The 14,502-nt window shown below is 45.9% G+C and carries 8 protein-coding genes; 2 read left to right on the plus strand and 6 right to left on the minus strand.

What is annotated here, in order from left to right; translation table 11 throughout:
- Positions 1–262: 262 nt before the first annotated feature.
- Together OC538_RS06445 and OC538_RS06450 are read right to left on the minus strand one after the other, a co-directional pair.
- On the minus strand, positions 263–3,457 hold the full coding sequence (locus OC538_RS06445; RefSeq protein ID WP_262173751.1) for a BTAD domain-containing putative transcriptional regulator: 3,195 nt from the start codon (positions 3,455–3,457) through the stop codon (positions 263–265).
- A 131-nt stretch (positions 3,458–3,588) separates the two neighbouring features.
- Positions 3,589–5,190 carry a gamma-glutamyltransferase family protein gene (locus tag OC538_RS06450; RefSeq protein ID WP_262173754.1) on the minus strand — a complete coding sequence of 534 codons (1,602 nt, stop codon included), beginning with the start codon at positions 5,188–5,190 and terminating at the stop codon, positions 3,589–3,591.
- A gap of 363 nt (positions 5,191–5,553) precedes the next feature.
- Between OC538_RS06450 and OC538_RS06455 the strand changes: the two genes are divergently transcribed.
- The gene (locus OC538_RS06455; RefSeq protein WP_262173756.1) at positions 5,554–7,536 is read left to right on the plus strand and encodes a methyl-accepting chemotaxis protein; all 1,983 of its coding nucleotides are present in this window, start codon (positions 5,554–5,556) and stop codon (positions 7,534–7,536) included.
- A gap of 399 nt (positions 7,537–7,935) precedes the next feature.
- A complete protein-coding gene (locus tag OC538_RS06460) occupies positions 7,936–9,933 on the plus strand; it encodes a methyl-accepting chemotaxis protein (protein ID WP_262173757.1) in 1,998 nt (665 codons plus the stop codon).
- 198 nt (positions 9,934–10,131) lie between these two features.
- On the opposite strand, the gene OC538_RS06465 is transcribed toward OC538_RS06460, so the two are convergent.
- The 4 genes from OC538_RS06465 to OC538_RS06480 all read right to left on the minus strand — a co-directional run bounded on the left by OC538_RS06465 (position 10,132) and on the right by OC538_RS06480 (position 14,448).
- Positions 10,132–11,430, minus strand: coding sequence for a Na+/H+ antiporter NhaC family protein (locus OC538_RS06465; protein WP_262173758.1), 1,299 nt, complete (start codon positions 11,428–11,430; stop codon positions 10,132–10,134).
- A gap of 191 nt (positions 11,431–11,621) precedes the next feature.
- Complete coding sequence (locus OC538_RS06470) at positions 11,622–12,554, minus strand: nucleoside hydrolase (RefSeq protein ID WP_262173759.1); 933 nt, start codon at positions 12,552–12,554, stop codon at positions 11,622–11,624.
- Between the two features lie 18 nt (positions 12,555–12,572).
- On the minus strand, positions 12,573–13,457 hold the full coding sequence (gene rbsK, locus OC538_RS06475) for a ribokinase (RefSeq protein ID WP_262173761.1): 885 nt from the start codon (positions 13,455–13,457) through the stop codon (positions 12,573–12,575).
- A gap of 16 nt (positions 13,458–13,473) precedes the next feature.
- On the minus strand, positions 13,474–14,448 hold the full coding sequence (locus OC538_RS06480) for a LacI family DNA-binding transcriptional regulator (protein ID WP_262173762.1): 975 nt from the start codon (positions 14,446–14,448) through the stop codon (positions 13,474–13,476).
- Positions 14,449–14,502: the final 54 nt, after the last annotated feature.

The following is a 14,502-nucleotide window of genomic DNA, read 5'->3' on the forward strand; positions in this document are numbered from 1 at the left end:
TCGTTTTGTAAACGCTTTCTTTCTGTCTACTACTCTATTGGATGGGAGTTGCAAATGAGTTACAGAGGGGAATGGACCTTGAATTAGGAAGAATGGACCCTGGCTGCGAAAGAATGGACCTTGCCGTTGGAAGAACGAGCCCTTGTTGAGAAGAATGGACCTTGACGTGAGGTAAATGGACCTTTGACTCAATTGAATGGACCCTGAAGTACAAAGAATGGACCCTTGCAAGAGCGAAGGATCCATTCTAGTCAAAACTTCTCTATAATTCATTCATAATCATCTTGTACATTTGCTCTGTCGTTTCCATCGGTTCAATGGAGAGCTCTTCTTGTAAAACGGATTTGCACTTCCGGTACCATTTAATCGATTGCGGGCGGTTTTGCAACTGATAGTGGGCGTACATGAGCAGACGGTATGCTTCCTCCCACGTCTGGTCGATCCGCAAAAGCTTCTCAGCCCACTCGATCGTTTTGCCATAGTCTTGCAATCTCGTATATGACTGGGCGAGGCGTTCGAGTGCTTGGATGTACAGCTGCTCGACACGTTCACGCTCTTGCGCAATCCAATCGACGGACAGCTTTTCCTCAAACAGTTTCCCTCTGTAGAGCGCGGCTGCTTTCAATAGGTGGTCGACCGCTTTTTCGGCGGTCTTCTCCGACAGTCCCGTTTCCACATGCCTTTTGAAACGTTCAAGATCTGTCCTGATATCCGCTCTCGGATTCAGCCGGTACATCGTCTGCTTCCGGAGAATGAAAAACGGGTTTTCTCGCGCACTGCGATTCGGCTCAATCACTTTCAGCAAAGCATTCAATGCCACTTTGAAATCCCGGTCGGCGCTCTTGTCATCGGCATCTTCCCATAGCGCTTGCATAATTTCCTCTTTCGGGACGTATCGATTTTTATTCAACAGCAAATAAATGAAAATCTCCTTCGACTTATCGCGTTGCCACTTTCGGTCGGCCACTTCCTCAAGCCCAAGATGAATCGCGAACGGTCCTAATAATTGAACTTCCATTTTATACCCGGGATGTGAAACGGTGTCCTCCAAACCAAGTAGGTGGATTGCGTGCTGAATGTCGCCGTTTTCTTTATGGATACGTGCAGCCTTGAGTACTAAAGGATGAATGGACTGGCGGTCGAATGGGCCGAAGATTGTGTCGTTCGTCAAAAAGAAAAGGTAGTCTCGGCAAAGCGTGAAAAAACGTTCCGCATGCTGTGAGTAATGCCGGTCCGCCTTTGTCCGGTCATACAAATTCATCGACCAAAACGCAGTCACCATTTCCCCGTACAAATCACCGCACTCCCCGAAAAGCCGCCCCGCCTCATTCAGATGCTGTTCCATATCCGTTTCGTTGTTCGCGTAAAAATGTACTATTGCAAGTCCAATATGGATCAATGCAGACAACCAGCCATCATTGACGCGCTCCGTCTCCCGCAAGCCTGCTTCCCCGTACCGGATCGCTTCTGCAAAATCCCCTTGCCGTGCAGCCACGATAGACAATCCCATATACGGCTCTGCATTACCGCGCGAAACGTTCAGCTCATCCATCCGCTCAATCGCCCGGATATAATGGTCTTTCGCAATCGCCACATCGCCCCGATCGGCTATAATTTTCGCATGCCCCATACGAATAAGCCCGACCGCTTCGATAAAGCCCGATTTCTCCTTCCGACCAAGCTGTATCCCCCTTGCAGCACTCTCCAAAGCAAGTCCATTCTCGCCGGTCATCGAGTAGATCAAGGATAGGAGGATATCCGTTTCCCGGTATGCATCAGGCAGCGTCAAACTGTCCACCCGTTCCGACAAGTACGCCTGCGCCTCCCGTAGTTTTCCCGTGCGCAACGCAATCCTCGCATCCAAATTCCCTTCGCGTAGGATGCTTTTATCATGGATTTCCTGCTCCACCCACTTTGCAGCATCAGATGCCTTCCCCAGGTTGACGAGATTTTCCGCGAATTGCCGTTTCAACAATTCCATTTCCAATACGCTCGTCCTATCGCTCTTCTCGGCGAAGAGGATTGCGTTCATTAAATACGGATCTGCCAATCCTGGTTGGATCGTATCAAGGTAAATATTTGCGATGCCGGCATGTGCACGCCCCGCAAAATAATCGTCACCCCGTTTTTCGGCCGCTTCGATGCATGCCGAATATGCCACTCGTGCTTTCTCGTAAAAAGCACGGTACCGATGCGCCTCTCCTTCGAAGAAATAGAGAGGGTAGAACTGTGCGAAAACGTCCGGCGACAAGCTTTTGATGATTTCAAGCAGCCACTCGAACTGGCCCGCTTTAATCAGAGCAACGCCGTTGTCGACGATAATTTGCCCGATGAATGACGCATCCCCGCTTTTCACGGCATGGGAAATCGCTTGAATCGGGTTTGATTGCCGAAGATAAAATTCCGCTGCCTGTTTTTGGGTTGAATAAAACTGGTCAGAATTGACCGCTTGCCATTTCCGTTCCAGAAATTGTTGGAACAGCGCGTGATACCGGTATGTCCCTTCCCCTAGCGATTGGATGAACACATGGCGTTCCGCAAGCTTCCGGAGTGTGCTTGCCGCTTCATTCCCATAAAAACTTTCGACTATCTCCAATGAAAACGTTGGGAAAATCGAAAAGGCCAATAACCATTCCTTCTCTTCTTCACCCATCCGATTGAAAACTTCCTCGGAAAGATAGGCAAACAAGTCATGCAATGCGGGTTTCATTGCGGTCGGCAAATGGGTTTCACCACCCGCGAGATGGAGTGCGAGCAGATTGACGGCAATCGCCCATCCTTCCGTCAACCGGATGACAGAAGCTGCCTCTGCATCGGTAAGTGTTTGATCAAAATAATCCTCATAGAAGACGGCCACTTCCTCTTCCGAAAACAGAAAGTCCTCTTCCGTCAATTCGCATAGTTGCCCCGTCACTTTCAACTTTACGAGGCTCGCCCAACGTGGACGGTTCCTCGTTGCTACGATTATGCGGGTGTTGGGAGGTAATGAATCAATCATCTTTTCAACAAGATAATTCACTAAAAATACATGGTCGACGTGATGGAAATCGTCGATGACAATGAAGAGAGGTGGATCGATTTCACAAAGCTCATTGATGAAAAGGGCGAGCCATCGTTCGAGATCCAATTCCTTTGGATGCAAATTCGGCCTGTCCCATTCGGATAACGATGCACCGAACTCCGGCACGACACGGCGAATGCTTTGCGTCAGATAAGTGATGAACGGATAGACGTCATCGTCTTCACCTGTCACCGAATACCAGCTATACACAGCTTTTGTGTCATGGAAATACGCAGAAAGCCCCGAACTCTTCCCATACCCCGCCCCGCTATGCAACAACGTCAGCTTCACCCGGTCCACCATCTTCATCTTTTTAATGAACGAAGCTCTCCGCATGTACGTGGCGGATGGAGTCGGAGGCATCAGCTTGGATAGTAATATGGGCTTTGTCTGCATGGAATCTCACCTACCCCAGTGTCTCTTTCTAACTATTTTATCATAAGACTGTTCTGAATTGGATGACATTGTCGGTAGATAAATAAAAAAAACCTCCTTTGCCGGTAGAAAACCAGAAAGGAGATATTCGCTTACCAAGCTACAATCGTTCCATCCGTCCTTGATTCTGTGCCGCCTGAAAGGACGCCTGTTTCCGGATTGCGCCAAATGATTTGTCCTCTGCCGAATGATCCGCTGTCCAATGTCGGTACAATCTGATGTCCCAATCGGGTGAGTGCCTGCGCGATATGGTTCGGGAAATTCGGTTCGACATGAACTTTATTCCCCTCGATCCATTGCCAGCGCGGTGCATCGAGCGTCGCTTGCGGATTCAGATGGTAATCGATCGTGTTGACGATGACTTGGAAATGGCCTTGCGGCTGCATGAACCCGCCCATGATTCCGAACGGCCCTACCGCTTGTCCGTCCTTCGTCAGGAATCCCGGGATGATCGTGTTATAGGAACGTTTGCCTGGCTTCAATACGTTCGGATGTGCCGGATCGAGCGAAAAATCCATGCCGCGGTTTTGAAGCGTGATGCCCGTTCCCGGCACGACAACACCGGATCCGAAGCCCATATAATTCGATTGGATGAATGAAACCATATTGCCCTCTTCATCTGCAGTCGCCAAATAGATCGTCCCGCTTCTCGGCAAGTCGTACGGCTCCGGAACTGATGCCCGTTCTGTAATTGTAGCAGCCCGCTTCTTCGCATATTCCTTCGACAGCAAGTGCTCGATGTCGATCGGCATATCCTTTTCTTCAGTAATGAACGCCTTTCCATCGGTAAACGCCAGCTTCATCGCCTCGATCTGTTCGTGTAGCGACTCTACGTCGTTTAGTACCGCTGGATTCATTTCCGAGAAGATATTAAGCGCCATTAACGTAACGACGCCTTGCCCGTTCGGCGGTATTTCCCATACGTCATAGCCTTTGTAATTTGTCGAGATCGGGTCGACCCATTCTGCTTTATACTTTTCCAGATCAGATTTACGGAGATAGCCATTGTTTTTCGCTACATGCGCATCAATCAAATCCGCAAGCTCTCCTCTGTAAAACGACTCCGCATTCGTTTCACCGATGGAACGCAAAGTCTTCGCATGATCCGGTGACTTCCACATTTCCCCGATTTCAGGAGCCCGGCCATCCGGCGCGAACACTTTGAACCATTCGTCGAATTCAGCGGAATCATGCTCTACGAATTTCTTGTAAGCAATGCGCCAATATTTCCCTAAAATCGGCGTAAGCGGGTACCCTTCCTCCGCGTAGCGGATTGCCGGAGCAAGCGACTCAATCAAAGGCAGCTTGCCAAATCGTTTCGACAGCTCTGCCCAAGCAGACGGAACCCCGGGCACCGTAATTGGCGCATAACCCATTGCAGGTATCTTTTCATGCCCCGCCTCTTTCATCGCCTCATGCGTCAATGCTTCCGGCGCTGGCCCCGACGCATTCAAGCCGTAAAGCTTATCCTTCATCCACACAATCGCAAACGCATCGCCGCCCATTCCATTCGTAGTCGGTTCAACGACAGTGAGCGCAGCGGCAGTTGCAATCGCCGCATCCACCGCATTCCCGCCCTTTTGCATCACTTCAATGCCCGCTTGAGCCGCTAGCGGTTGCGACGTCGCCACCATTCCTTTCCGAGCAAATACAGTGTGGCGAGTTGTCGTGTAAGGATTATATAAATAGTCCAATGGAATTCCCCCGTCGTTTTTTCTTTTATTATACGATACTTTTAAACAAATGAATGAAAATTCCAGAAAACTTGTTCATTATTCAGTTTTCGGTGCCTGTGCATCACACATTTATGACAATTCATCTAAATTAATATTAATACTGACATCTGTAAACAAACAGTTGAAACAGCTGACTTAATGGTTTTGATTATACAATTGTAGTGCATAGTCTGAATAGTTTCTTACACAGGCACCGGAAAAATTCGGAAAATAGTAATAGCTGAAATATATTATTCACCCAACCGGGATACCACTTGAATCGCATCAGATTTTGTCGAAATAAAACATATAGACCAAATTTACTAATAAGGGGAAATAGTTATGGCCAAATCGCTAAAAACAAAAATCATCTTTGCGGCTCTTATTTTATTCTTTGTGGGAACTGTACTCATGGCATTCATGCTCAATGGACAAGTGAAGAAACGTTCGTTGGAAAGCGTAATCGATTCAAGTGATGCCATTTCGAACCAGATCGGGCACGCTGTGGAGAACTTTCTTGCACAATATTCGAAAGGCATTGATTCACTTACCGACTCGGATGAAATCATGGACTTCACTGGCCCTAGAGGCTCAATTGTAAGTGAAGCGGAGTTGGTTCAAAGACTGGAAAGCTTTTTGGAAGTCTATTCCGATGCAGTGGCAGTCTATTATGCACAACCATCCAAGCATACGGTCATCTACCCGGTGTCCGATTTGAGCGGCTTCGATCCGACGAGCCGTCCATGGTATGAAATCGCGATTGGTGAACCTGGCAAGGTTCAATGGTCGTCACCATACATCGATGAGGTCAGCGGCAACTTCATGATTACTGCTTCCATTGCTGTCGAGAAGAACGGAAGAGTAGTCGGTGTGGCCGGGGTTGACCTCATGTTGTCCGCGATCACCGACATGCTGAACTCGACATATATTCCGCATGATGGCTATTCCACACTTTTTGACGAAAACGGCACGGCGATTGCACACCCGACGTTAAGCGGGGAAAATTTGATGGAGACTGCCTATGTCAAGAATATGTACAGTTCGGACCAGGGGGATGAGGCATTCAAAGATGAGAATGGCAAAAAGATGATCAGTGTCCATTCGACAATCCCCGAGTTTGGTTGGAAGGTCAGCACAGTCTATGAACAGAATAAACTTATGGAAATGTCCCGGCAGCTGTTACTTTCCATTTTCATCATTTCAATTATTACACTCGCAGTTGTCGGTATCGGTCTGTACTTCCTCATTAGCAGGATGTTGAAACCGATTGCCCGTCTCCGAAGCTTGATGGATGACGTCGCAGAAGGCGATTTGACCGTTCAATCGGATATCCGTACGAAAGATGAGATTGGACAGCTTGGCGAAAACTTCAACAAGATGATTGCCAACATGCATGACATCATTTCAGTTGTAAATCAATCCGCAGACAATGTCAGGACAAACTCGGAAAGTTTAAGTGCCGTGGCAGAAGAGACGAGTGCATCCAGCTCGGAAGTCGCACATGCTGTCAATGAAATCGCACATGGCGCTTCAAGATCCGCGGAAGATGCCGAAACGGTAACGGAAAAGTCCGATGAACTCGGGCGGCAGATTAATGACATTACAGAACGCGCGATTTCAATGAAGACAATCGCAGAGCATACAGGCGAGATGAATGCGAACGGCCAAACCCAAATGCACAATCTTCAACAGACATTCGAATCGTCAGGTGCAAATCTGAAGTCGATGAACGACGCAATTAGTACGCTCGGCGAAAAGGTTAAGGAGATCGGCGGAGTCATGGAAACGATCACTGACATTTCTTCACAGACGAATCTTCTCGCACTGAACGCAAGCATTGAAGCAGCTCGCGCAGGCGAACATGGAAAAGGCTTTGCGGTCGTCGCAGAAGAAGTCCGGAAACTTGCGGAAATGTCCGCACGTGCTACGGAAGAAGTCAAAGTGACCGTCCTGCAATTGCAAGAAGAGTCACGACTCGTAACATCCCAGATGGATGAAACAATCGCTACATTCCGTGACCAAGAAAGCGTCGTCCAAGAAACGGAAAAGACATTCGCCCAACTATCCGATTTAATGGAGACGATGCAAGCTTCAATCGACTCGATTTCCAATGAAATTCATAGCGTAGCCCATCATAAGGATGAAGTTACGATGACGATCCAGACAATGGCGGCCACGTCCCAAGAAACAGCGGCAGCATGCGAGGAAGTCAGCGCTTCAACTGACGAGCAGCTCCGTGCAATCCAATCCGTCACAGATGCTGCAGAAACACTGACAGACTTAAGTGAAAAACTGAACCTTGCAATCGACCGGTTTAAAATGTGAACCACCAAATAAATCCCGCATTGGCTATTCGCCAGGCGGGATTTATTTTTTGTGGACTCTTCAAATCGGTGCTCTGCATCACAAAACGGTGCCTGTGCATCACACATTTATGACAATTCATCTAAATTGATAAAAATACAAATATCTGTGAACCCTCAGTTGAGACTACTGACTTGTTGGTTTTGGTTATACAATTGTAGTGCATAGTCTGAATAGTTTCTTACACAGGCACTGAAAAAATTGGCACCGAAAAGATTCTGAAATCGCTTCCTTCTCAATATTAAAATAGTAAACAAATTATGAACACTATTATTATTTAATAATAGCTAAACATTTTTCGTAATGGTCCGAAATGTAAGGTTGTATGTAATTTTACCTATAGAAAGAGAAGGTGCACCTATGTTTACGTCAATTAAAACCAAAATTATCGTTACAGTATCAGTCTTGTTCATTATCGGCATGACTCTCATGACTGTACTTTCAAGTATTCATGTGAAGGATAAAACAAGGGAAAATCTAATCATGCAAAGTGAAGTGCTTGTACATGAAATAGGTTCTTATGTTGAAAACTTCATTGATTTGCATGAGAAAGGGCTCACTCAGTTGGCTAATTCCTCTTACGTAACGGATTTTGCTAATGTAGATGGCAATTTTGAAGAATACATAACCGCAATGGAACAGGAATTCTATTCATTCCAAACTTTATATGATAATACGTCTATGCTTTATTTCGCTTTGCCATCGAAAGAGATGCTAACCGTTCCGAACGCTGATTTGGGCAGTGACTATAATCCAACTGAGTATGAATGGTACCAAGAAGCGGCCGCAAATCCCGACAAAGTTTATTGGACAGAACCGCATATAGATCGTGCGACAGGCGAATACACGATCAGCGCTATAAAAGCAGTTCAAAAAAATGGGGAGCTTGTCGGCGTGTTAGGTCTTGATATTCGTATGGACAAATTGGCAGCAACTGTTTCGAATAAGGACATTGGTCATAACGGATTTATCGCACTTTTCGATGCAGAAGGAACAGCGATGGTACATCCAGTATTGGCAGGGGAAAATATTATCGACTTGCCTTACGTAGCTGAAATGTATGATTATCAAAGCGGTAGCGAACGTCGCGAAATTCAATACACTGATGACGGAGTTTCAAGAGTCAATACATTTGCGACAGTGTCCGGCTTAGGATGGAAGGTAGCCGCGATATACGATACGAAAGAAATTGATCTGTTGGCCAACTCTATGCGATTTGGCATGATCATTATTGCCGGTGGTATTTTAGTATTACTCATCGCAGTTCTCTACCCGATCATAAACCGCACAGTAAAACCAATCGGCAAGTTGAAAACTCTTATGCAAGCAGTTTCTAATGGTGATTTGACTGTCAGATCGTCCATTAAAACAAAAGATGAAATCGGTGAACTTGGAAACTACTTCAATAATATGATTGAAGACACAAATGCTGTAATCGCTGTCGTCAATCAATCTGCTGAGGACGTACACACACGTTCTGAAACCTTAAGCGCGACCGCGGAGGAAACAAACGCCTCAAGCAATGAAGTCGCTCACGCTGTCGGAGAAATCGCGAATGGTGCATCCCGCTCTGCTGAAGATGCTGAAGCAGTTACGGAACAAGCCGAATTATTAGGTAAGGAAATTAATGAAATTGAGAAGAAAGCGGCCCAAATGCAGGAACTTGCCACAAGGGTCAGTGACATGAATTCCAATGGACAAATTCAAATGAACGAGCTAAAACAATCTTTTGGAGACTGGGAGATTGAAATGCGGTCCATGGCCGACGTGATTGACACACTCGAAGAAAGAGTGAAGGCAATCGGCGGTGTGATGGAAACGATCACCGAGATTTCATCGCAAACAAATCTGCTAGCACTGAATGCAAGCATTGAAGCAGCACGCGCCGGAGAACATGGCAAAGGCTTTGCAGTCGTTGCAGATGAAGTCCGTAAATTGGCTGAACAATCGGTTCGATCGACGGAAGAGGTAAAAATGACTGTCATTGAATTACAAGAAGGCGCTCAACAAGTCTCTCAACAAATGATTGACACAAGGGAAAACTTCCGTAAACAAGGCCATGTTGTCAACGACACCGAAGCAACTTTCGGTCAACTAACTGCAGTTATGTCCGATATGGAATCATCAATCAGCTCAATCTACGAGGAGATTCAAAAAGTTGCCGGCTACAAAGACGAAGTGAGCGAAACAATCCAAACAATGGCAGCCACTTCACAAGAAACCGCAGCAGCATGCGAAGAAGTAAGTGCATCTTCAGAAGAACAGTTACGCGCGATTCAAACAGTAACCGAGGCTGCAGAAACGTTGACAGAACTAAGCGAGGAATTGAGTAAGACGGTACATCGATTTAAATTTTGATCTATTGAATGATAATATATAAAAAGCGTCCAGAAAATCAATTCATCGACTTTCTGGACGACTTTTTATTCCCGATTACTTTTTCAATCGAGCAACTTATCCTGTGATCAAAATTGGGATGAATAAAATAAAGGAACAGCTTCAAAAACCGTCCCTTCCCCTTGAAACGTTGAAATTTCAAGGGGTTTTATTTTTCACCTATGCTTTTTTAAACCGCGGATAACCTATCAAAATCGCAATGACACAGCAAATCCCCATCAGGACAGGATAAAACGAATAGACAATGATGCTTAACGGTGAAATAGCAGCTAATCCTGCAGCCGCCAATACTTGGACACCGTACGGCAAGACGCCTTGCCAGACGCTTGAGAATGTATCGAGCAAACTGGCCGACTTCCGGGGATCGATACCGTACTCATCCGCGATGCGTTTTGCGACGGGACCCGTAATGATGATTGCTATTGTATTATTGGCGGTTGCAATATCCGCCGCACTCACTAACCCTGCAATGCCGAATTCGGCGCCTTTTTTCGACTTGATCTTACTCGTAATGACACGCAGCAAATAATCCAGACCTCCATTATGCTGAATGATCCCCACGATTCCGCCAATCAAAATAGAAACAATCGCCAAGTCCTCCATCGACATAATCCCGGCTGATGCCGTCTGCAAGAAGGTATCCAACTGGTAGGAACCATCCAGCAATCCAATGACGCCAGCAAAAATTGTTCCGCCAACTAGCACAATCAATACATGCGCACCGAGCAGTGCTGCCACTAAAACAGCTACATACGGCAAGATCTTAATCAATTCGAATGGATATTCACCCATTAATTCCGCCGAATTGCCATGTGTCAACAGAGCGAGGAGAATCATGGTCACTATCGCACCAGGAAGAACGATGAAGAAGTTCACTTTGAACTTGTCCTTCATTTTTGTCTGTTGCGTCCGGACCGCCGCAATCGTCGTATCCGAAATCATCGACAAATTATCCCCAAACATCGCGCCGCCAATAACTGTTGCCATGGCGAGCGCTACCGGGACGTCAGTTTGGGAGGCAATCCCTACACCGATTGGAGCCAACGCGACAATCGTACCCATTGACGTCCCCATCGAAATCGATATGAAACAGCCGATGACAAACAAGCCGACTATAAGCAAATTCGCGGGCAGCAACGACAAACCTAAATTGACCGTCGATTCAACGGCCCCCATTCCTTTCGCCACGCCCGCAAAGGCACCCGCCAAAAGAAAAATGACAGCCATTAATATTATATTCGGATGCCCCGCATGCTTCATAAAAACATCGACCTTTTTACTGAACGTCTCCCGCCGATTCATTGTAAGCGCCACGGCTGCCGCGATAAGCATCGCGACGTTCAAAGGCATATTGTAAAAGTCTTTCGTCACGATTCCTGAGCCGATAAACAGGACAACAAAGACAATGAGCGGCAAAAACGCCAAAAGACTCCCTTTTTTCAATTGTTCATTCGACATATGCATTCCTCAACTTTATCATTTTCATTAGTTAGTGCCAGTTCAAAACAGGTACTAGCAAGCATATTAGTATAACATAAAAACCAGCTATTCCATCGAGTTAACTACTCGTTTGATAGCTGGTTTTTAATCGCTGAACAGAAAGGTAAAAAATCCCGCTGCAGGCGATGAACCTGGCGGTATTTTTTTCATTATCTCTTTAAGTACTCTAAGAAATTTTCCAGGAATCTTTCGCTGTCTACACCGACGCAGATGTTGACGTTTGGTTCTTTTTTCAGGATGTTTCTGAAGTCACAGATCGTTTGACCGTAGCTGAGCTCGGATTCTGTTTCTACATCGACATAATATTTTTCTGTTTGAACGAACGTCGGATCTAGAGCGACACCGACCGACAATGGATCGTGCAACGCGCAACCATTTATGCCGTAGAGGTCAATCGAAAATTGTCTGTAATCGACAGTGCTTTGCTTAACAAAATCGTAATACTTCGTACCTTTTAATTCCTCGATATGCTCTTCTGTCAGCAACACTTGTCTCGTAACGTCTAAACTTACTAATGTTATGTTCATTCCTGAATGGAAAACGATTTTTGCTGCTTCTGCATCCGCGTAAATATTGAATTCAGATGTCGGAATCGTATTTCCTCTTCCCGCTGATTGGACGAGGCCACCCATAATGATGACTTCTTTCAGCCATTCAGCTAACCTTGGCTCTTTACGTACAGCCAACGCAACGTTCGTAAGCGGTCCGACTGCAATTAGCGTAAGTTCGCCTTTATGCTTTTTCGCTTGCTCGATAATAAAATCCGGAGCAAAGACATCATGTTCAGGAAAATCGATCGCGATATCGTCAAGCGCTCCGCCGACGCCGTCATTCCCGTGTACTCTGAACTCGTGATAAGGCTGTTTTAAGAGTGGACGGTCTGCACCTTTATACACATTGATTTGGTCTTCCACTCCCAATAGCTTTACGATCCTGTTTGTATTGATATTCACTTGCTCAAGCGGAACATTACCGGATACTGCTGTAATACCAAGAATATCTAGTTGTTTACTATTAACTGCATAAAGGATGGCGAGTGCATCATCTACACCCGTATCCACGTCTAAAATGACCTTTTTCAAACCACTCACTCCTCTTACTTAGTTTTTATTGCTTAGAAACTCCTGCACTTCATCAGCAGTCGGCATTCCCGTTTGAGCGCCGAGCCTTGTCGTTGATAAAGCAGCTACTGCATTTCCATAAAGACAAGCAGCTTCTACAGATAACCCTTGCCCTAATGCAACAGCAAAGCCGGCGTTGAATGAATCGCCAGCACCCGTCGTATCTACAACGTCAATGGTGTAAGCCGGAATGTTTATCTCCTTCCCCTTCTGGAAATAAGAAACACCTTCACTGCCTTTTGTCAGGATCACTTTCTCAATGAGTTCTGCATGATTTTTCTCATTCGTCAAATGCTTGATTTCATGTTCGTTCGGAGTTAAATAATCGACTTTGTTCAGTAGATCAGCTGGCAGCTCACGGATAGGAGCCGGATTCAATATGACAATAACGCCATTTTTCGTCGCAATTTCAACTGCCTTTAGGACACCATCCAACGGAATTTCAAGCTGCAGGATTAGTATATCGCTCTCCGCAATTACGTCTCTCTTAGCTTCCACGAATGAAGCCGTCACATGATTATTCGCACCTGGTACAACAATAATATTATTATCTTTATTGGAAACGGTGATGGAAGCAGTTCCAGTCTGTGTAGCAACTTGTTCCACATTGCTCACGTCAACGCCTTCGCTGTTAAGGTGTGCAATCATCTCATTACCGAAAAGATCTTCACCTACACAGCCAATCATTTGAACGGCTGCGCCAAGTCTCGCGGACGCGACTGCTTGGTTTGCACCTTTACCACCTGGATTCATTTGAAACTGCTGACCGAGTATCGTTTCGCCCATTTTAGGCAGTTGATCGGTAATCGTCACGATGTCCATATTGATGCTTCCGACGATTGTTATGTTAGGGGCTTGTCCCATGATGATTCCACCCTCCTTACGTTGAATCTCTCTCCACTAATTGAACATCAAATTGATAAAATGTTTCTTCGATGACTTGCCCTTTTATGAGCTTGATGAGCACCTTTGCCGCCTTCTGCCCTAACTCATACAAAGGCTGTTCAATCGTTGTCAGTTCTGGTATTGACGCCTTCCCTAAAGCGATGCCATCAAATCCAATGATCGAAATATCTTCAGGAACCTTTAATCCATGCTGGTAGGCCGCTTTCATCGCACCAATCGCCATCGTATCATTCGCAGCAAAAATCCCATCAATTTCGGGATGCTGCCGTAAAAGCTCCAACACCGCCTCTGTTGCCGTTTCCATACGGTAATTCCCATTGACGATATAACTTTCGTTGAACCATTGTTCGTCAGCCACTATTTCTCGATAGCCTTCACAGCGCTCATTGGCGTTTACTATATCGAGCGGCCCTCTAATATGTGCGATTTTCCTACGCCCTTTTTCTATTAAAAAGCGGGTAGCCATTCGCGCGCCGTTTTTATTGTCAACGACAATTGTCGGGATATCTTTACTAATTTCCCTGTCTATGCAAACGACAGGTATAGTCAGCTCACGAATCGTTTTTTCCTGTATTGTGTTGGAGGAGATGATAATGCCATCTACATATTTCTGAAGCAAAACATCTACGTACCGCTGTGCTTTTTCCTCATCTTCATCGGAATTGCATAAAATCACGGTATATCCTAGTTTGGATGCAGTATCTTCAATCGCCCGAGCTAATTCAGGAAAGAAAGGATTCATAATATCCGGCAGAATCAAACCGATCGTTTTCGATTGCTTTTTGAACAAGCTTCTTGCAACTTCATTTGGTCGATAGTTTAATTCCGCGATCGCGGCCTCCACTTTCTTCCGTGTTTCTGCACCCACATACCCTTTGTCATTCAACACCCGTGACACGGTTGCAACGGATACGCTTGCATGTTTTGCAACATCTCTAATAGAAGCCATTCCAAATCACTCCATTGGTAATTATCGGTAACCGGTTACACATAGTGTGCATGA

Source organism: Saccharococcus sp. Marseille-Q5394 (genome assembly GCF_946901335.1).
GTDB lineage: Bacteria > Bacillota > Bacilli > Bacillales_A > Planococcaceae > Sporosarcina > Sporosarcina luteola_C.

What these genes read in the sequence shown, in the direction of transcription:
- OC538_RS06445 (WP_262173751.1), bottom strand. Translation starts at nt 3,457, where the DNA reads ATGCAGACAAAGCCCATATTACTATCCAAGCTGATGCCTCCGACTCCA.
- OC538_RS06455 (WP_262173756.1), top strand. Translation starts at nt 5,554, where the DNA reads ATGGCCAAATCGCTAAAAACAAAAATCATCTTTGCGGCTCTTATTTTA.
- OC538_RS06460 (WP_262173757.1), top strand. Translation starts at nt 7,936, where the DNA reads ATGTTTACGTCAATTAAAACCAAAATTATCGTTACAGTATCAGTCTTG.
- OC538_RS06465 (WP_262173758.1), bottom strand. Translation starts at nt 11,430, where the DNA reads ATGTCGAATGAACAATTGAAAAAAGGGAGTCTTTTGGCGTTTTTGCCG.
- rbsK (WP_262173761.1), bottom strand. Translation starts at nt 13,457, where the DNA reads ATGGGACAAGCCCCTAACATAACAATCGTCGGAAGCATCAATATGGAC.
- OC538_RS06480 (WP_262173762.1), bottom strand. Translation starts at nt 14,448, where the DNA reads ATGGCTTCTATTAGAGATGTTGCAAAACATGCAAGCGTATCCGTTGCA.